13 protein-coding genes are annotated in these 19,445 nt (G+C 65.5%); 11 read left to right on the forward strand and 2 right to left on the reverse strand.

The window, feature by feature from the left end; all coding sequences use genetic code 11:
* Window positions 1-164: 164 nt before the first annotated feature.
* Together B1400_RS04015 and B1400_RS04020 are read left to right on the forward strand one after the other, a co-directional pair.
* Window positions 165-2,714, forward strand: coding sequence for an ATP-dependent Clp protease ATP-binding subunit (locus B1400_RS04015; RefSeq protein WP_095613168.1), 2,550 nt, complete (start codon window positions 165-167; stop codon window positions 2,712-2,714).
* 537 nt (window positions 2,715-3,251) lie between these two features.
* On the forward strand, window positions 3,252-3,851 hold the full coding sequence (locus B1400_RS04020) for a hypothetical protein (protein ID WP_133064613.1): 600 nt from the start codon (window positions 3,252-3,254) through the stop codon (window positions 3,849-3,851).
* Window positions 3,852-4,456: 605 nt separating this feature from the next.
* Here the strand turns inward: B1400_RS04020 and B1400_RS04025 are convergent.
* Window positions 4,457-5,884 (reverse strand): DUF349 domain-containing protein, encoded by a 1,428-nt coding sequence (locus B1400_RS04025; RefSeq protein WP_095613170.1) that lies wholly within the window; start codon window positions 5,882-5,884, stop codon window positions 4,457-4,459.
* Window positions 5,885-6,002: 118 nt separating this feature from the next.
* On the opposite strand from B1400_RS04025, the gene hisS reads away from it, so the two are divergent.
* From hisS to B1400_RS04065, 8 genes are all read left to right on the forward strand, one after another.
* On the forward strand, window positions 6,003-7,394 hold the full coding sequence (gene hisS, locus B1400_RS04030; RefSeq protein WP_095613171.1) for a histidine--tRNA ligase: 1,392 nt from the start codon (window positions 6,003-6,005) through the stop codon (window positions 7,392-7,394).
* Between the two features lie 90 nt (window positions 7,395-7,484).
* Complete coding sequence (aspS, locus tag B1400_RS04035; protein WP_095613172.1) at window positions 7,485-9,281, forward strand: aspartate--tRNA ligase; 1,797 nt, start codon at window positions 7,485-7,487, stop codon at window positions 9,279-9,281.
* A gap of 302 nt (window positions 9,282-9,583) precedes the next feature.
* Window positions 9,584-10,366: an alpha/beta hydrolase gene (locus B1400_RS04040; protein WP_095613173.1), complete on the forward strand. Its 783-nt coding sequence runs from the start codon at window positions 9,584-9,586 to the stop codon at window positions 10,364-10,366.
* A 170-nt stretch (window positions 10,367-10,536) separates the two neighbouring features.
* Window positions 10,537-11,316, forward strand: a complete 780-nt coding sequence (locus B1400_RS04045) for an amino acid ABC transporter ATP-binding protein (RefSeq protein ID WP_095613174.1) — start codon at window positions 10,537-10,539, stop codon at window positions 11,314-11,316.
* Window positions 11,317-11,383: 67 nt separating this feature from the next.
* Window positions 11,384-12,235, forward strand: a complete 852-nt coding sequence (locus B1400_RS04050) for a glutamate ABC transporter substrate-binding protein (RefSeq protein ID WP_095613175.1) — start codon at window positions 11,384-11,386, stop codon at window positions 12,233-12,235.
* A 1-nt stretch (window position 12,236) separates the two neighbouring features.
* Window positions 12,237-12,914, forward strand: coding sequence for an amino acid ABC transporter permease (locus B1400_RS04055; RefSeq protein ID WP_095613176.1), 678 nt, complete (start codon window positions 12,237-12,239; stop codon window positions 12,912-12,914).
* Window positions 12,915-12,917: 3 nt separating this feature from the next.
* On the forward strand, window positions 12,918-14,024 hold the full coding sequence (locus tag B1400_RS04060) for an amino acid ABC transporter permease (RefSeq protein ID WP_095613177.1): 1,107 nt from the start codon (window positions 12,918-12,920) through the stop codon (window positions 14,022-14,024).
* A gap of 331 nt (window positions 14,025-14,355) precedes the next feature.
* Window positions 14,356-15,336 (forward strand): PPK2 family polyphosphate kinase, encoded by a 981-nt coding sequence (locus B1400_RS04065; RefSeq protein ID WP_162288170.1) that lies wholly within the window; start codon window positions 14,356-14,358, stop codon window positions 15,334-15,336.
* Between the two features lie 37 nt (window positions 15,337-15,373).
* Here B1400_RS04065 and B1400_RS04070 read toward each other — a convergent pair whose 3' ends face one another.
* Window positions 15,374-17,941, reverse strand: coding sequence for a DEAD/DEAH box helicase (locus B1400_RS04070; RefSeq protein WP_095613178.1), 2,568 nt, complete (start codon window positions 17,939-17,941; stop codon window positions 15,374-15,376).
* Between the two features lie 87 nt (window positions 17,942-18,028).
* On the opposite strand from B1400_RS04070, the gene B1400_RS04075 reads away from it, so the two are divergent.
* Window positions 18,029-19,444, forward strand: a complete 1,416-nt coding sequence (locus B1400_RS04075) for a replication-associated recombination protein A (protein ID WP_095613179.1) — start codon at window positions 18,029-18,031, stop codon at window positions 19,442-19,444.
* The last annotated feature ends 1 nt before the right edge of the window (window position 19,445 follow it).

A 19,445-nucleotide genomic window follows, 5' to 3' on the forward strand; every position in this document is an offset into this window, starting at 1 on the left:
TGCGCGTGCGGCCTGCTTTGTTCCTCGCCGCGCCCCGCGCGGCTGCGCTCACCGTCTTCAAGCATAACGTAGTCGTCCCGCGGAGAAACTCGGACGGCATGGAAATAAACGTCATCAGAAATCTGTAGAGTGATGTGGAATTACCAAGTCATGGAAGGACAAGCATGTTCGAACGGTTTACCGACCGTGCGCGGCGCGTCATCGTGCTCGCGCAGGAAGAGGCTCGTGCCCTCCAGCACAACTACATCGGCACCGAGCATCTGCTGCTCGGCCTGATTCGTGAGGGAGAGGGCGTCGCCGCGAAGGCCCTGGAAGCCAAGGGCGTCACGCTCGAGGACACGCGCAAGCAGGTCGAGGAGATGATCGGCAAGGGCAATGCGGCGCCGAACGGCCACATACCCTTCACGCCGCACGCCAAGCAGGTGCTGGAGCTCTCGCTGCGCGAGGCGCTGCAGCTGGGGCACAGCTACATCGGCACCGAACACATCCTGCTCGGCCTCATCCGCGAGGGTGAGGGAGTGGGCACCCAGGTCCTCATCAAGATGGACGTGGACCTCGGGGAACTGCGCACCACGACGATCGACATGATCCGGGGCAATTCGAACGGTTCGGAGGACAAGGGCGACATGGCGAACGCCGGCGGCGTGCAGGACAAGCGCGGCCAGAGCGGCTCGGCCATCCTCGACCAGTTCGGTCGCAACCTCACCGCCGAGGCGCAGGAGGGCAAGCTCGACCCGGTCATCGGACGCAGCAAGGAGATCGAGCGCGTCATGGTCGTGCTCTCGCGTCGTACGAAGAACAACCCGGTGCTCATCGGCGAGCCGGGCGTCGGCAAGACCGCCGTCGTCGAAGGACTCGCGCAGAAGATCGTCTCGGCTGACGTGCCCGAGACGCTCAAGGACAAGCAGGTGTATTCGCTCGACCTCGGCTCGATGGTCGCGGGATCGCGCTACCGCGGCGATTTCGAGGAGCGCCTCAAGAAGGTGCTCAAGGAGATCAAGACGCGTGGCGACATCGTGCTGTTCATCGACGAGATCCACACGATCGTCGGCGCGGGCTCCGCGGACGGCGCGCTCGGCGCATCCGATATGCTCAAGCCGATGCTCGCGCGCGGCGAGCTGCAGACGATCGGCGCGACGACGACCGACGAATACCGCAAGTACATCGAGAAGGACGCGGCGCTCGAACGCCGTTTCCAGCCGATTCAGGTCGCCGAGCCGTCGATCGCCGAGACGATCGAGATCCTCAAGGGCCTGCGTGCACGGTACGAGAACCATCATCACGTGACGATCACCGACGGCGCGTTGCAGTCGGCCGCGGAGCTTTCCGCGCGCTACATCCAGGACCGCAACCTGCCGGACAAGGCGATCGACCTGATCGACGAGGCGGGGGCGCGTCTGCGCATCAAGCGCCTGACGGCGCCGCCGGAGCTCAAGGAGCTCGACAACCGCATCGCGAAGATCGCCAAGGACAAGGATCAGGCGATCAAGGACCAGGAGTTCGAGAAGGCCGCCGAGCTTCGCGACAGCCAGGAGAAGCTGGAGGGCGAACGCAAGGAGAAGGAGAAGGCCTGGCGCGAAGGTGAATCCGACGTCCGCATGGTCGTCGACGAGGACGTCATCGCCGAGGTCATCTCGCAGAGCACCGGCATCCCGGTGTTCAAGCTCACGCAGGCGGAATCGAAGAAGCTCATGTCGATGGAATCGGAGCTCCACAAGCGCATCATCGGCCAGGATGAGGCGGTCTCCGCACTGTCCCGTTCGATCCGGCGCACACGTGTGGGACTTAAGGATCCGAAGCGCCCGGCGGGCTCGTTCATCTTCGCCGGCCCGACCGGCGTGGGCAAGACCGAGCTCGCGAAGACGCTCGCGCAGTTCCTGTTCGACGACGAGGACGCGCTCATCCGCGTCGACATGTCGGAGTTCTCCGAGAAGTACGCGGCGTCGCGCCTCTTCGGCGCGCCTCCTGGATACGTCGGCTACGAGGAGGGCGGCGAGCTCACCGAGAAGGTGCGTCGCAAGCCGTTCTCGGTCGTGCTCTTCGACGAGATCGAGAAGGCGCATCCGGACATCTTCAACACGCTGCTGCAGGTGCTTGACGACGGCCATCTGACCGACGGTCAGGGACGCAAGGTTGATTTCAAGAATACGATCATCATCCTGACGACGAACCTCGGCACGCGCGACATCGCGAAGGCGGCGAACACCGGCTTCAACATGGGCAACAACACCGAGTCGAGCTACCAGCGGATGAAGGACCAGGTCTCGAACGAGCTCAAGCAGCAGTTCCGTCCCGAGTTCCTCAACCGTCTCGACGACATCATCGTGTTCCGCCAGCTCACCGAGCCGCAGGTGCGCCAGATCGTCGATCTGGACGTCAAGCAGCTCAACGACCGTCTCTTCGAGCGCCACATGGAGCTCGACCTGACGGACAAGGCGAAGGACCTGCTCGCGGAGAAGGGCTTCGACCCGCTGCTCGGCGCGCGTCCCCTGCGCCGCGTCATCCAGCGCGACATCGAGGACACAATCTCCGAGAAGATCCTGATGGGCGAGCTCAACGACAACGAACGTGTGGTCGTCGACGCCGAAGGCGACGGCATCCTCGGCGAGTTCACCTTCAAGGGCGAACCCTTCGAGCTGCCGGCGGCAGGCGAGGGCGACGCGAGCAAGGACGTCGTCGTCGAGGAGCCGCAGCCGGTTGGCGGCGCCGAATGATCTGCCGCTGACGGCCTTTGATCCTACGCGAAAGGGCGCGCACCACTCCGGTGCGCGCCCTTTCACGTTTTTCCGGGCTGTAAAGACGTGGCTCTTACGGGAAGTCGTCGTTCTTACGGGTAGCACGTCGTTCTTGCGGTACGTCATCCTTACGGGTCGTTGTACTTACAGGCAGCCTCACTCTTACGGGCGGCGTTGTTCTTACGGGCAGCGTCATTCTTACAGGCAGCACCTTGCACTTACGGGTGGCATCGTTTTTATCGGCAGCACGTCACTCTTATAGGCGGCGTCGTTCTTACGGGCGGCACATCGTTCATGCTTACCGGATGCGCGGTCCCTTGCACAACGCGACGCCGCATGCAGGTCGGTTCGCCATGCGTAAATGCGGCGCCCGGAAAATGCGGCAGAACCATGCCGAAATGGCCGTGCATATCTGGCGATTCCCCTGATGGGGAGAATCATTGGAGGTCACGGGCGGCGCGCCTACCATCATCAGTAGTCATCGAAAAAGACGATGAATACGAAAGGACTTGCACTATGGCTGCTTTGGAACTTGGCACGATTGACTCGCAGACAATCGACACGGAGGCGCTGACGCGCGCATATGAGGCGTATCAGCACGACGCCTTCGACGGATACTTCCCTGACAGCGAAGGTGTCGGCGCGCTCGCGTCGGACTTCGTCAAGGCGGCGGTCTCGACGATCGCGGCACATGTCGGATCTGATGAGGAAACGTCGTTCATCAACGAGGACACGGCCGCGCAGGACGTGGACACGATGCGCTCGTCGCTGAAGACGGACAGCTTCCGCACGCCGCTGCTCACGATCGCCCATGAGACGGTGAAGTCGTGGCTCGGCGCGCAGTTCGAGGATGCCGACGATCCGCTGCGCACCGCGATCGGCGCCTACGCCGACGACGTATTCGCCGCCGCGCCGCGTGACGAGCAGGAGGCTTCGCTCAACGCCGCGCAGTACATTCAGGAAGGTCCGGCGCTCGCGGCCATCGTCAACGAGATCAGCGAAGTCAACATGGAGCACCTGAGCGGCAAGGACATGCAGTCCGGCGCTTTCCTCGTCTATGACGGCACCAAGTACGAGACCGCCACCGACGACCCGAACATGGTTCTCTTCGAGTGACATCTGCGACCGCTACCGGTAGCGGTGGTTATCGGTAACGGACGAGGTGGTGCTGCCGGTAGCGATCGCGTTACCGGCAGCGGCGCTTATTGGTGGCGCGCGCTACCGATAACGGGCGGTGCTGTTTAGCGGTAGCATCGCCTAGGGGTGGCACTTACGGGCGGCGACCTTCTCGCTTACGGGGCGCTGCCTGCGATGCGCTGATTATGCGTTGTTTTTGTGATTGCGATTTCTTATCGATCGCAGTGTTCTTCATGGTGCAGCGGACATCCGATTCGGGTGTCCGCTGCACTGTTGTTGTCTCCGCGCATGTCATCGCAGGCAACGACATGTGTGCGTTCGGGTAGTGCTGCCCGTAAGCATGATGCGTGAGTGATACCGCCCGTAAGAAGACCGTGCCCATACGACCATGCTGCCCGTAAGACAATGCTGCCCGTAAGCGTCGCGTGCGATGCGAGCCGCCCGTAAGGATTGGGGAGCAGTGCTACCGGTAGCGGAAGGCGGCGGGGGAGGGCGACAAAGACAACGCACAAAGACAAAAAAGAAGGGACGCACCTTGGGCGCATCCCTTCTCTTTGTATTGGCTGCGATGCGGCTGGCGGCGATCACATGATCGCGTTGAGCCACTGCTCCTTCGTGGCCTTCTCGGCTTCGAGCTTCGCCTTGACCTTCGGGTCGCTCGCCTTGGCGATGCGCTCGTCGAGTTCGTCGAGCTGCGCCTTGAGCTGGCCCTCGAAGCTGGACTTGCGGGCGTCGGCCTCCGGATCGGTGCGCTTCCACGCGGCGTCCTCGACGGCCTTGATCTGCTTATCCACGTCGTCGAGACGCGATTCGATGCGGCGCATGTCCTCGCGCGGCACATAGCCGATCTGATCCCATTCCTCCTGGATCTCGGCGAGCTGCTGTCGCGCCTGCTTCGCCTGCGCCTCGTCCTTGACCGGCACGAGCGCCTCGGCCTTGATGAGGAGCGCCTCCTTCTTGGCGAGGTTCTCCTTCTCAGCGCTGTTCATCTGATCGCGGTCGGCCTGACGCGCGTTGAAGAACGTGTCGGCGGCCTCGCGGAACTGCGCCCACAGCGCGTCGTCCTCCTGGCGGCCGGCGCGTCCCGCCTGCTTCCAGCGGGCCATCAGGTCGTTGAAGCGATGCGAGGTCTCCGCCCATGCGGTCGAATCCTTGAGCTCGTTCGCCTCGGCGATGATCGCCTCCTTGGCCTTGCGCGCGGCCGCGCGTTCGTTGTCACGCGCCTGCGCCCACTTGCGGCGCGACTGGTTGAAGGTCGTGCGCGCCGACGAGAAGCGCTTCCACAGCGCGTCCGCGTCGGCCTTGTCGATGCGCACCGTCGTGCGCTGATGCTGCTGCCACTGGTCGAACAGCGAACGGAACTTGTCCGCCGTGGAACGCCAGTTCGTGTTGTCGCCGAGGCCCGCGGCGAGCTCCTCCGCCTTCTCGACGATCTTCGTGCGCTCGGCGACCGCCTTCGCGACCGCCTCCTTGCGTGCTGCGGCGATCGACGTCTTCTTCTCCTGCGCCTTCGCCTTGAGCTCCTCGAAACGGCCGCGCAGCGAGGGGATGTCGCCGACGACGTCGGGCTTGACGAGCTCCTCTCCCAGCGCCGTCACCGTCTCGTCGATCTCGCGCGGCTTGATCGAGTTCGACTTGAGGCGCTGCGCGAACAGGTCGAGCCTCGCCTTGAGGTCGAGGTAGCGGCGCGCGTACAGCGAAAGCGCCTCCTCCTTCGAGGCGTCCGGGAACTGGCCGACCTCGCGTTCCTCGTCGCCGTCCTTGACGTAGACGGTGCCGTTGTCGTCGACGCGGCCGAAGCGTTCCGCGTCCTTGATCTCCGATTCGCCGAAGCCGCCGGTCTTCGCCGCAGGAGCGTGCGCCGCGCTCTTCGCGAACGCCGCCGGCGAGGGAGCATGGGCCTTGATGGCCGCCGGCGTCGGCGCCGCCTTCGCGCTCTTCGCCGCTTCGGTGGCGCCCGTCTGCCGCGTCGGGTCGTTGGTCTGGGGTTCGGTGACGTTGTTGTCGGCCATGGTCAGCTCCTTAGGCTTGGTGGACACGTAAGAATGGGAACGTATTCACACTCTTACGCCCTTAGTGTAGGCAATGGTATCGATACATTTTCCGCGACATCCCTTATGATGTGGAACCGTGGCAAAAGGTGCATCTATATCAGGTTTCCCAGAGTGGCTCCCCTCTGAACGCGTAGTGGAGCAGCGTGTCATCGACACGCTCCGTGAAGTATTCGAGCTCAACGGGTTCATCGGCATCGAGACCCGTGCGATCGAACAGGGGTCGAGCCTGCTCAAGAAGGGCGAGACGAGCAAGGAGATCTACCTGCTCTCGCGCCTGCAGGAGGTCGGCCATGAGTCGGACACCCCCGTCGAGCAGCGTCTCGGGTTGCATTTCGACCTCACCGTGCCGCTGAGCCGCTATGTCGTCGAGCATTCGGGACAGCTGCCGTTCCCGTTCAAACGCTGGCAGATCCAGAAGGTGTGGCGCGGCGAGCGCCCGCAGGAGGGCCGTTTCCGCGAGTTCGTCCAGGCCGACATCGACGTCGTCGGCGACGGCACGCTTCCCGAGCACTACGAGGTCGAGCTGCCGCTCGTCATGGTCGGCGCGCTCGAGCGGCTGCGTGGGTTCGGCCTGCCGAAGGCCACCGTCCACGCGAACAACCGCAAGCTCTCCGAAGGCTTCTACCGCGGCCTGGGCCTGACGGACATCGAAGGCGTGCTGCGTGAGATCGACAAGCTCGACAAGATCGGCGCCGACGAGGTCGCCTCGTTGCTCGTGTCCGAATGCGGCGCGACGCCCGACCAGGCGAAGGCGTGCCTCGAGCTCGCGCAGATCACCGCGTCCGACGGCGCCGCGCTCATCGACCGTTTCGACGGCCTGTGCGAGATCCACCACATCGACATGGACGGCGACGACTACGCGATGGCGAAGGAGGGCCTCGACACGCTGACGATGATCGTCGACGGGGCCGCGCGCATCCGCCCGGGCTCGGTCATCGCCGACCTCAAGATCGCCCGCGGACTCGACTACTACACCGGATCCGTCTACGAGACCTTCCTCGACGGCGCCGACTCGCTCGGCTCGATCTGCTCGGGCGGCCGCTACGACAACCTCGCTACGCAGGGCAGCCGCAAATACCCGGGGGTCGGCCTGTCGATCGGCCTGTCGAGGCTCGTCTCCTACATGCTGCATTCGGCCGGCGCGACCGCGTCGCGCATCTCGCCGGCATGCGTACTCGTCGCCGTGTGGAACGAGGAGAACCGCGCCGACTCGAACGAGGTCGCGCGCCGGCTGCGCGCCCGCGGCATCGCGGCGGACGTCGCGCCGACCGCCGCCAAGCTCGGCAAGCAGATCAAATACGCCGACAAACTCGGCATCCCATACGTGTGGTTCCCCAACGAGGACCCCGCGGACGACGGCCCCGACCAGGTGAAGAACATCGTCAGCGGCGAGCAGATCGACGCCGATGCACGGTCATGGGAGCCGGATACTGTGTATGCCCAGCAAACGGTGACGACGAACGCCTGAGCCGCCCGCGCCGGCACGTTCCGCGGATGCGGGCGCGCCGGCGCGACGAAGGAACCACAACAACCGAAAAACGAACAGAATAGAGGAAGTATGAGCCAGACGGCTTATCGCACCCATCACGCCACCGAGGTTACCGAGGATCTCGTCGGCGAACGCGTCACGCTCGCCGGTTGGGTCGACCGTCGCCGCGACCACGGCGGCGTCGCATTCATCGATCTTCGTGACAACAGCGGACTCGTGCAGGTCGTCATCAACGACGAGGAGATGGCGCGGCCGCTGCGCAGCGAATACGTCATCGAGGTCGAGGGCGCGGTGCGCCTGCGTCCGGAGGGCAACGAGAACGACCATCTCGCGACCGGCAAGGTCGAGGTCGTCGCCGACCGCATCGACGTGCTCGCGAAGTCGGACGCGCTGCCGTTCCAGGTGTCGACGGCGCTCGAGAACGAGTCCGAGAACAAGCTGCCGGGCGAGGATGTGCGCCTCAAGTACCGTTATCTCGATCTGCGCCGTCCGGCGATGCAGCGCAACGTCAAGCTGCGTTCGGACATGATGCGCGCCGCGCGCACCGAGCTCGACAAACTCGGCTTCACCGAGGTCGAGACGCCGACGATGATCAAGTCGACGCCGGAGGGCGCGCGCGATTTCGTCGTGCCGGCGCGCCTCGTGCCGGGTTCGTGGTACGCGCTGCCGCAGTCGCCGCAGCTGCTCAAGCAGCTGCTCATGGTCGCCGGCGTCGAGCGTTACTACCAGTTTGCGCGCTGCTACCGCGACGAGGACTTCCGCGCCGACCGCCAGCCGGAGTTCACGCAGCTCGACATGGAGATGGCCTTCGTCGACCAGGAGGACGTCATGGCGATGGCCGAACAGGTCATCGCGGCGATCTGGAAGGCCGACGGCTACGACGTCAAGCTGCCGATCGACCGCATCACCTGGCAGGACGCGATGGACAAGTACGGCTCGGACAAGCCGGATCTGCGCTTCGGCAACGAGCTCGTCGAACTCACCGATTATTTCAAGGACACGCCGTTCCGCGTGTTCCAAGCCCCGTATGTGGGCGCCGTGCTCTTCAGGGGCGGCGCCGCCACGCCGCGCCGTCAGTTCGACGCATGGCAGGATTGGGCGAAGCAGCGCGGCGCGAAGGGTCTCGCGTACGTCGTCTTCGCCGAGGACGGCGAGCTCAAGGGACCGGTCGCGAAGAACCTCTCCGAGGCTGAGCGCGCCGGGCTCAAGGAGGCCGTCGGCGCCGAGGACGGCGACGCCGTGTTCTTCGCCGCGGGAGCGCGCGAATCCTCTCAGCTGCTGCTCGGCGCCGTGCGCGTCGAGCTCGCCGAGCGCGCCGGCCTGCTCAAGCCCGACGAGTTCGCGTTCACATGGGTCGTCGACTTCCCGCTGTTCAAGCGCACCGACGATCCGGATGACGACGACGTGGCCGTCGGCCACTCGAAGTGGACGTCGATGCACCATCCGTTCACGATGCCGTCGAAGGATTGGATCGACACCTTCGACCAGGATCCGGAGCACGCGATGAGCGACTCGTATGACATCGTGTGCAACGGCAACGAGATGGGCGGCGGCTCGGTGCGTATCCACCGCGACGACATCCAGGACCGCGTGCTCAACGTGCTCGGCATCACGCCCGAGGAGGCGAACGACAAGTTCGGCTTCCTGCTCGAGGCCTTCAAGTACGGCGCGCCGCCGCACGCGGGCATCGCGCTCGGCTGGGACCGCACCGTCGCGCTGCTCGCCGGCGCCGACTCGATCCGCGACGTCATCGCCTTCCCGAAGGCCGGCGGCGGCCGCGACCCGCTCACCGGTGCGCCGGCGCCGATCAGCGATGAGCAGCGCGCGGAGACCGGCGTCGACTACGATCCGGAGGAGGACGACTGAGTCCGCGCCGATTCGGGCGATTCGGCCGATCTGACTGATTCGAAGAGGGCCGGGTGCGGTTCAAACCGCACCCGGCCCTCTTTCGCCATGCTCGCCACGCCCCGCTGCCGGCGGGTTCTCCCGGCGCATATGCGCTGCCGGTTGCGGGCCTGTGGGCGGTCGTGACGCTTATCGGCGGCGGTATTTGGCGTGTCCGCCGCCGGTCGTCGGCCCGGGTTGGCCCTCGGCATGACGGCGGTCGTCCCGCGGCTGCGGCGTCTACGATGGCCGGTAGTGCACGCCAATGGTCAGGAGGACAGCAGATGACGGACAGGACAAGCGAGGAAATCGAAGTCAAGCGCGACGGGCTCACGCTGCGCGGACTCGTCGAACGGCCGGGGGATGCGCCGCACGGGCCGGCCGTCATCTTCATGCACGGCTTCATGCGCGACATGGGCGCCAAAGAGGGTGACGTCTACCAGCAGATCGCCGACGGGCTCGTCGGGCAGGGCTTCACCGTCGTGCGCTTCGACTTCAACGGGCGCGGACGCAGCGACGGCGCCTTCGAGGACTCCGACGTGTTCAACCAGATCGAGGACGCGATCGCCGTGCTCGATGACGTGCGCACACGCATCCAGCCGACCGAGATCTCGCTGATGGGGCATTCGCAGGGGGCGGTCATCGCCGGGATGACCGCGGGCATGTACTCCGATGTGATCAACAACCTCGTCATGCTCGCGCCGGCCGCGACGATCAAGGACGACGCGCTGCGCGGCACGCTGCTCGGCGTGCCCTTCGACGCGAACCACGTCCCCGACGAGATCACGCTCAGGAACGGCAAGGACGTCGCCGGCAAATACGTGCGCATCGCGCAGACGTTGCCGATCTACGAGACGACGGCGATGTTCCGGGGGCCCTCGCTCGCCATCCAGGGCGAGGACGACGCCGTCGTCGGAGACGGCGCGGCCAGACAGTACGGCGCGGCGATGCCCAATTGCGCGGTGAGCCTGTACACACACCTCGGCCATCCCCTCACCGGCGCCGACCGCGACGCCGCCGTCGCCGAGGCCGTGCAGTTCCTCTCGTCGCACAAGCGCATCGTCTGAACCGGCCGCCGCGCCGGCACGCGGATCCGCGGGATCATCGCCGCTTCGTCCGCCATGCGGGGCCGATAATGATACACCGTTTCACGATATGACCGGATAATATTCGGAATCGGCGAACGGGGGTCTGCGCGTTTGCCATATGAAACACACAAACCCTAGACTGTGCGCCTATGACAGCAACTACAGCAACACAACAGGACGCGCAGGGCGACGACCGCTACCTCGTCGAGCTCGAGCACGTGGAGAAGCACTTCGGCAATCTGCACGTGCTGCGCGACATCAACCTCAAAGTCAAGAAGGGCGAGGTGCTCGTCATCGTCGGTCCGTCCGGCTCCGGAAAATCGACGATGTGCCGCACGATCAACCGTCTCGAGACGATCGATTCGGGCGTGATCCGCATCGACGGCCAGCCGCTGCCGAAGGAGGGCCGCGCGCTCGCGCAGCTGCGCGCCGAGGTCGGCATGGTCTTCCAGTCCTTCAACCTCTTCGCGAACAAGACGATCCTCGACAACGTGACGCTCGCGCCGATCAAGGTCCGCCACATGGACAGGACGCAGGCCGAACGCGAGGCGATGGACCTGCTCGCGCGCGTCGGCGTCGACTCCCAGGCGAACAAGATGCCGTCTCAGCTTTCCGGCGGCCAGCAGCAGCGCGTCGCGATCGCCCGCGCGCTCGCGATGCACCCGAAGGTCATGCTCTTCGACGAGCCGACCTCGGCGCTCGATCCGGAAATGGTCAACGAGGTGCTCGACGTCATGGTCGAGCTCGCCCACGAAGGCATGACGATGCTGTGCGTCACCCATGAGATGGGCTTCGCGCGCAAGGCCGCCGACCGCATCATCTTCATGGCCGACGGGCAGATCCTCGAACGCGGCACGCCCGACGAGTTCTTCGAGCATCCGCAGACGGAGCGCGCGAAGGACTTCCTGTCGAAGATCCTCACCCACTGACGCAGCCGGCGGCTCCCTTGGGAGGAACGGGGCCGCACCGCGAACGAAAGCAAGCAAAGAAGGAACAATGACCCAACGAACAACCATGCGCACGCTGTTGCGCAAAGGGCTCGCCGCGCTGTGCGCGCTCGCGTGCGCCGCGGGGGTGGCGGCGTGCGGATCGGGCGCCGACGACGGCGACGGCGACGTCATCAAGGTCGGCATCAAATTCGACCAGCCGGGGCTCGGCTTCAAGAAGTCGGGGACCTATGAGGGCTTCGACGTGGACGTGGCCCGCTACATCGCGAACCAGCTCGGTTACACCGATTCGCAGATCGTGTTCAAGGAGGCGCCGAGCAAGCAGCGCGAGGCGATGCTGCAGAACGGCGACGTCGACATGATCCTCGCCTCGTATTCGATCACCGACGAGCGCAAGAAGGCGGTCGATTTCGCCGGCCCGTACTTCGTGGCCGGACAGGACCTCATGGTCCGCGCGAACGACGACTCGATCAAGGGTCCGCAGGACCTCAACGGCAAGCGCCTGTGCTCGGTCACCGGATCGACGTCGGCGAAGGTCGTCAAGGAGAAGTTCGCGAAGGAAGTGCAGCTCATGGAGCAGCCGGGATACGCGGAATGCGCGACGGCGCTGCTCTCCGGCATCGTCGACGCCGTGACGACCGACGACATCATCCTCGCCGGTCTCGCGTCGGCCTCGCGCGGCAAGCTCAAGGTCGTCGGCAAGCCGTTCACCGAGGAGTACTACGGCGTCGGCATCAAGAAGGACGCCGGCTCCAAGGACTTCGCGACGAAGATCAACGCGGCCATCGAGGAGATGGAGAAGACCGGCGAATGGGAGCGTGCGATCGAGAACGCGACCGAGGGCACCGGCTACAAGCCGAACCCGAAGTACAATCCGCCGAAACCGGACGAGGGGGAGTGACATGGAAGGATTCATCTCGCTGTTCCAGCAGTACAACGTGCCCGCCGCGTTCCTCGTCAACCTCGAACTGACGTTCTGGTCGGCGCTGTTCTCGGCGATCCTCGGCATCGTCCTCGTGCTCATGCGCATTTCGCCGATCGCGTCGATGCGGCACGTCGCGGGCGGCTACGTCGAGTTCTTCAAGAACATGCCGCTGACGATCATCATGGTCTTCATGGTGCTCGGCGCGTTCGCGCAGCTCAAGCTGAGCTTCTCGGACAACTTCGAGACGAACTTCTTCTGGCTCGCGGTCGTCGGCCTGTCGCTGTACACGGCGGCCTTCGTCTGCGAGTCGCTGCGCAGCGGCATCAACACGGTGCCGCTCGGACAGGCCGAGGCCGCCCGCGCGATGGGGCTCAACTTCATGCAGTCGGCGACGCTCATCATCATGCCGCAGGCGTTGCGCGGCTCCGTCGCGCCGCTCGGCAACACGCTCATCGCGCTGCTCAAGAACTCGACGGTCGCCGCGGCCGCATCGGTCGCCACCGAGACCTCGTCGCTGATGAGCGAGATGATCGAGTTCCGACCGGACGTCATCATCCAGATCTTCCTGATCTTCGCGTTCGGCTACGTCATCCTGATCATCCCGATCGGTCTGCTGACGACGTTCCTGTCCAACAAGCTCGCGGTGCGGAGGTGAGTCATGGCCGCAAATGAAAGCGCATTGCTCTTCGACCAGCCCGGTCCGAGGATGCTCAGAAGGATCAAGATCATCAACTGGGTCGCCGCGATCGTGTTCGTCGCGATCGCCGTCCTCATCATCATGCGGCTGCACAACCCGCCGGATGGCGAGAACCAGCTCAGCTGGGAGCTGTGGAAGCCGGCGCTCGACGGCGAGGCGTGGGCCGACTTCTATCTGCCGGGCCTGTGGGCGACGCTGCGTGCGACGTGCCTCGCCGTGATCGGCGCCGTCGTGTTCGGCCTGCTGTTCGGCGTGGGCCGACTCATCCCGAACGCCGTCGTGCGCGGCGTGTGCGGCGTCGTCATCGAGTTCTGCCGCGCCGTGCCGGTGCTCATCATGATGATCTTCTTCTGGCGTTGGTTCGCGTTCATGGACCTGCCGAGCCCGGCGTACTGGGCGGTCGTCATCTCGCTCGTGCTGTACAACGGCTCGGTCGTCGCCGAGCTCGTGCGCTCCGGCGTCGGCAACCTTCCCAACGGGCAGCATGAGGCGGCCGTCGCGCTCGGCCTGACGCGTACGCAGTCGCTGCTGAGCGTCGAGGTGCCGCAGGCGATCTACGCGATGATGCCGGCGGCCGTCACGCAGCTCGTCGTCGTGCTCAAGGACACGGCGCTCGGCTCGATCATCATGTACACCGATCTGCTGCAGGAATCGCGCCGGCTGGGCTCGATGTACTTCAACATCCTGCAGACGCTCGTCGTGGCCGGCGTCGTCTACTTCATCCTCTGCTGGCTGCTGTCGCGGCTCGCCGAATGGCTGCCGGTGCGCATGCAGCAGCGTACGATGGCGCCCGCCGAGCCCGAACCGGTCGCGCCGATCGCGATCCTCGACCCGTCGAACGTCAACCAGATCGCCGTCGCGCGCGAGGAACGCCCGCTGGGTGGTTCGCAGCGCCTCTACCATGTGCATCACCGCGGCACGAACGCGTCGATCCACAACTGGAGGCGCACGCGCTACACGCAGGGCTACGACGAGACGCAGCCGCAAAGCCAGATCGCCAGGGATGGCCATCAGCATCACCACAAGGGGCGCAACGGCCGTACGAGGCCTGACCCCGACATGCAGTGAGGCGTCCACGGTCCCAAGACGGCCGCGGACGCAACGGGGTCCGTTTCCCGTTGCGTCCGCGGCCGTTTTCGTCGTTACGGATGGCTTGTCGTTATAGGTTGGCGACGTCGTTACGGGTGGTGCATCCTTATGGGCGGACGTTTTCACCGGCGGACATGATCGGCGGCCGTCATGGGAGGCATCGGCATGCGGATACGCCGCCGGCGGGGATCCGGGAAGGTTTGCGGTGACGGGGGAGATGCCGCCCGTAAGCGCTGGCGAGGGAAGGATGGGAGGGGAGGGCGTTTCGGACGATGGGGCGCACCGTGGATCGGACGCTAGACTTGGGGATATGGCGAAGGACAAGCAGTCGAAGAACATCAAGAAGACGATGAAGCGGATCGCCTCGCAGGCTCAGGGCGTCGAGGACGCGGACACGATCACCGAGCGCCTCGCGCGTGCGGCGAAATCCAGCGACATGCTCAGCTCGGTGTGGACGCTGCCGCCGGCGCAGCGGCTGCGGTTCTCGGCGAACACCGAGCTCACCGCCGTCGACGCCGGCTCGACCCCCGGATTCGACGGCGATCAGGAGGACGGAGAGCGGTTCATCGCGTTGAGTGCCAACGAGATCGCGCGCTACCAGCGGCTCATGTACGCCAACGGCATACGCGGAGATCATCACCGGCTGCTCATCGTGCTGCAGGGCATGGACGCCTCCGGTAAGGGCGGCATCGTCCGTCATGTGTTCAGCCAGGTCGACCCGATGGGCATCCACTACCATGGCTTCGGCGCGCCCACGCCGCAGGAGCGCCGCCACGACTACCTGTGGCGCATCCGCAGGGAGCTGCCGGCAAACGGCTGGATCTCTATCTTCGACCGTTCGCAGTATGAGGACATCGTCATGCCGCACATCTACGGGACCGTTCCGGAGGAGGTGTGGAAGGGACGCTACGATGAGATCAACGCCTTCGAGCGCGACCTCGTCGCCGGCGGCTGCGCGATCATCAAGATATTCCTCGTCTCCAGCAAGGAGGCCCAGCGCAAGCATTTCCTCGATCGTCTCGACGATCCGCGCAAATACTGGAAATTCGATCCGAGTGATCTCGACGCGCGCGACCGCTGGGACGACTACATGGGTGCATGGCAGGACGTGTTCGAGCGCACGAGCACCTCCTATGCGCCGTGGTATCTCGTGCCGGCCGACAAGCGCTGGTATTCGCGCATCGTCGTCTCCGAGCTGCTGCGCACGACGATGAAGAACTTCAACATGACATGGCCGCCGCTCGACGTGGACCGGAACGAGGCCATCCGCAGGCTCGACGCCGATTCGTGATCGGGACTGCCCGCCTCCGCCGGCGCCCCCGCGCCGCTCAGTCGGATTCGGTCATGTTCCTGACGCTGTAGTCCCGGAAGACGACCTCGCCCTGCTCCTGCGTGGCGTCCAGATCGACGACGCCGGTGATCGCCCAGTCGTGGTCGCCGTCCGAGTCGTCGAGGATCTGGCGCACCGTCCATGTGTGGCCGCGTTTCTCGTCGCGGTCGTCGATGATGAAGAACTCGCCGCTGCGCGCCTTCATGTCGGTGCCGACGTATTCATGCTCGTCGTAGAACGCGTCGAGCGCGTCCTCCCATTCGTGCACGCCGTAATGCCAGTCCTTGTCGAGCGTGCCGAGCGCCTCGGGATCGTCGAGGTCGATGAGCTGGACGCGGCGGAACAGCGCGTTGCGCACGAGCACGGTGAGCCCACGGCGGTCCTCGACGACGGCATCCGTCGTGGCGGGCGCGGCGAGCGTCGCCGCTTCGCCGGCGTCGAGACGGCCGGCGTTCTCCCATTCGTCCACCAGACTCGAATCGATCGAGCGGACGACGACGCGCAGCCATGCGATGATGTCGTCGAGCCGCTCGTCGCGCTTCTCGGGGGGCACCGTGCGCGACAGCACGCGGTAGGCGTCGGACAGGTAGCGCAGCAGCGTGCCTTCGGAACGCGCGATGTTGTAGCGGGCGATGTATCCGGTGAAATCGGACGCCGTCTCGACCATGTCGCGCACGACCGACTTCGGGCTCAGCCAGTAGTCGTTCGCCCAGGGCACGTCGTGCCGGTATCTGGCGAAGGCGGCGTCGAGCAGTTCGGCGAGCGGCTTCGGATAGGTGATCTCCTGGATGCGTTCCATGCGTTCGTCGTAGTCGACGCCGTCCGCCTTCATGTCCGCCATCGCCGCGTCGCGCGCATGGCGCTCCTGGGCGCGCAGCACCTGCTTGGGGTCCTCGAGCGTCGCCTCGACCATCGAGATCACGTCGAGCGCGTAGGTCTCGCTGTTCGGATCGAGCAGCTCGAGCGCGGCGAGCAGGAACGGGCTCAGCGGCTGGTCGAGCGCGAAGTCGCGCGGGACGTCCACCGTCAGGTAATAATCCTTGCCGCCGTCGGGACGGTCCTCGGTCTCGATGACGTCGGTGTCGAACAGCGTCGTGAAGATCTCATCGGCGCGCGTGTGCAGCTGGTCCTTCTGCTCGGGGGTCTGCTGCGAATCATCGATGAGCGCGTCGATGCGCCGGCGCGCGTCGCCGCCCTGTTCGACCTCGTTGAGCACCATCGCATGCGTGATCCTCATCTGGGGGACGAGGGTCTCGGGCGCGGCGTCGATCAGCTTGTCGAAGGTCTGCCCGTTCCAGGTCACGAAACCCTCCGGCGCCTTCTTGCGCTTGATCTTGCGCAGCTTCTTCGGATCATCGCCCGCCTTCGCGACGGCCTTCGCGTTCTCGATCTCGTATTCGGGCGCCTCGGCGATGACGAGCCCCTCGGTGTCGAATCCGCTGCGGCCGGCGCGGCCGGCGATCTGATGGAATTCACGGGCGCGCAGACGGCGCATATGCGAGCCGTCGAACTTCGTGAGCTGCGTGAGCACGACGGAATGGATTGGCACGTTGATGCCGACGCCGAGCGTATCGGTACCGCAGATCACCGGCAGCAGCCCTTTCTGCGCGAGCTGCTCGACGAGACGGCGGTAGCGCGGGAGCATGCCGGCGTGGTGGATGCCGACGCCGTTGGACAGCAGGCGCTTGAGGATCCTTCCGAAGGCCGTCGTGAACTTCGTGCCGGCGATGGCCTCGGCGATCGCCTTGCGCTGCTCCTTGCTGGAGACTCCGGCGCTCGCGAGCGACTGCGCGGTGTCGAGGGCGGCGTCTTGCGAGAAGTGAACGACGTAGATCGGCGTCTCGTGCTTCGAGATGGCCAGTTCGACGGTCCTCTCGAGCGGATCGAGCGTGTACTCGTAGGAGAGGGGAACGGGTCGCGGCGCATCGGCGATGACGTCGACGTCCGCGTCGGTCATCGCCTCGAGTTTGTCCGCGATCGCGTCCACGTTGCCGAGCGTGGCGCTCATCAGCAGGAACTGCGTCTGCGGCAGCGTGAGCAGCGGCACCTGCCATGCCCAGCCGCGCTCGGGGTCGCCGTAGAAATGGAACTCGTCCATCGCGACGCAGCCGATGTCGGCGTGCACGCCCTCGCGCAGCGCCTGGTTCGCGAGGATCTCCGCCGTGCAGCAGATGATCGGCGCCTCGGCGTTGATATGGGAGTCGCCGGTGATCATGCCGACGTTGTCGCGGCCGAACACGTCGACGAGGTCGAAGAACTTCTCCGAGACGAGCGCCTTGATCGGCGCCGTGTAGTAGGAGCGCCTGCCGGTGCACAGCGCGGCGAAGTGCATGCCGAGCGCCACGAGGGACTTGCCAGAGCCGGTGGGCGTGTTGAGGATGACGTGGTCGCCGGCGAGCAGGTCCATGATCGCCTCCTCCTGATGCGGCCATGGCTCGACGCCCTTCACGTCGTTGACCCACGTGAAGAAGCGCTCGTAGATCTCGTCGTCGCTCAGCGGCTCCATCTGCGATCCCCAGCTCGGCGCGAGCTCGCCGAGGGAACCGTACTTCGTTGCATCCGTCATACCGTCCAGTCTAATGCCGGTCGGGGTGGTGAGCCCGGGCGGCGTGTCGAACAAATGTTCGAAATGGAAGACGTTAGACTGGAGGACATGACGGAAGATCTGTTCTCGGCCACCGACGCCGATGATGAACTCGTGCGGCCGCTCGCCGTGCGCATGCGCCCGACGACGCTCGACGACGTCGTCGGACAGCGGCGCGTGCTCGCGCCCGGCTCGCCGTTGCGCAGGCTCGCCGACCCCGCGTCGCGCGGTTCGCTCACGGCGCCGAGCTCCATCATCCTGTACGGACCGCCCGGCGTGGGCAAGACGACGCTCGCGTACATCGTCGCGCAGCAGTCGGGGCGCGTCTTCGAGGAGCTGTCCGCGGTCACGTCCGGCGTCAAGGACGTGCGCGCCGTGCTCTCGCGCGCCCATGAGCGGCTCGTGACCGAGGGGCGCGAGACGGTGCTGTTCATCGACGAGGTGCACCGCTTCTCCAAATCGCAGCAGGACGCGCTGCTGCCGAGCGTCGAGAATCGCGACGTCACGTTCATCGCGGCAACGACAGAGAACCCGAGCTTCTCGGTGATCAAGCCGTTGCTGAGCCGATCGGTCGTCGTCAAGCTCGAACCGCTCGAGCCGGACGAACTGAGGGCCGTGGTCACGCGCGCCGTCGACGATCCGCGCGGCCTCGACGGGAAGGTCGCGATCGAGGCCGCGGCGCTCGACGACGTCATCCGCATGGCCGGAGGCGACGCGAGGAAGTCGTTGACGATCCTCGAGGCCGCCGCCGGCGCGCTTGACGGTGCGCGGGACGCCGCAGAGGACGGTTCGCGCACGGCGAAGCCGGCCATCACGCCGCAGATCGTCGCGCAGGTCATGGATGCCGCCACGGTGCGCTACGACAAGGACGGCGACGACCACTACGACGTCATCTCCGCGTTCATCAAATCGATGCGCGGATCGGATCCGGACGCCACGCTGCACTATCTGGCGCGGATGATCCGGGCGGGGGAGGACCCGCGGTTCATCGCCCGGCGCATCATGATCGCCGCCGCCGAGGAGGTGGGCATGGCGGCCCCGCAGATCCTGCAGGTCGCTGTCGCCGCGGCGCAGGCGGTGGCGATGGTCGGCATGCCCGAGGCGCGGATCATCCTGTCGGAGGCCGCGCTCGCCGTGGCGACGGCGCCGAAGTCCAACGCGAGCTACCGGGCGATCAACGACGCGCTCGCGGATGTGGACGCCGGCCGTATCGGGCAGGTGCCGCTGCATCTGCGCAACGCGCCGACGAAGCTGATGGAAAGCTGGGGCAACCATCAGGGGTACCAATATGCGCATGACGCCCCCGGGGCGGTCGCCGCGCAGCGGTATATGCCGGATGAATTGGTAGGGCGGCAGTATTATCATCCCAATGACAGAGGGTACGAGCGCGAGCTCGGCCCCCGTCTCGACGCCATCCGATCGATTCTTCGTCAGGCTGATTCAGCCGGTGACTCGAAGCCACGTGATGGCACGTCCAACCATTGAC

Source organism: Bifidobacterium italicum, assembly GCF_002286915.1.
GTDB lineage: Bacteria > Actinomycetota > Actinomycetes > Actinomycetales > Bifidobacteriaceae > Bifidobacterium > Bifidobacterium italicum.

Excerpts from the sequence above, each read along its gene's own strand:
- B1400_RS04015 (WP_095613168.1), top strand. The coding sequence starts at position 165 with ATGTTCGAACGGTTTACCGACCGTGCGCGGCGCGTCATCGTGCTCGCG.
- B1400_RS04020 (WP_133064613.1), top strand. The coding sequence starts at position 3,252 with ATGGCTGCTTTGGAACTTGGCACGATTGACTCGCAGACAATCGACACG.
- B1400_RS04025 (WP_095613170.1), bottom strand. The coding sequence starts at position 5,884 with ATGGCCGACAACAACGTCACCGAACCCCAGACCAACGACCCGACGCGG.
- aspS (WP_095613172.1), top strand. The coding sequence starts at position 7,485 with ATGAGCCAGACGGCTTATCGCACCCATCACGCCACCGAGGTTACCGAG.
- B1400_RS04040 (WP_095613173.1), top strand. The coding sequence starts at position 9,584 with ATGACGGACAGGACAAGCGAGGAAATCGAAGTCAAGCGCGACGGGCTC.
- B1400_RS04045 (WP_095613174.1), top strand. The coding sequence starts at position 10,537 with ATGACAGCAACTACAGCAACACAACAGGACGCGCAGGGCGACGACCGC.
- B1400_RS04050 (WP_095613175.1), top strand. The coding sequence starts at position 11,384 with ATGACCCAACGAACAACCATGCGCACGCTGTTGCGCAAAGGGCTCGCC.
- B1400_RS04055 (WP_095613176.1), top strand. The coding sequence starts at position 12,237 with ATGGAAGGATTCATCTCGCTGTTCCAGCAGTACAACGTGCCCGCCGCG.
- B1400_RS04060 (WP_095613177.1), top strand. The coding sequence starts at position 12,918 with ATGGCCGCAAATGAAAGCGCATTGCTCTTCGACCAGCCCGGTCCGAGG.
- B1400_RS04065 (WP_162288170.1), top strand. The coding sequence starts at position 14,356 with ATGGCGAAGGACAAGCAGTCGAAGAACATCAAGAAGACGATGAAGCGG.
- B1400_RS04070 (WP_095613178.1), bottom strand. The coding sequence starts at position 17,941 with ATGACGGATGCAACGAAGTACGGTTCCCTCGGCGAGCTCGCGCCGAGC.
- B1400_RS04075 (WP_095613179.1), top strand. The coding sequence starts at position 18,029 with ATGACGGAAGATCTGTTCTCGGCCACCGACGCCGATGATGAACTCGTG.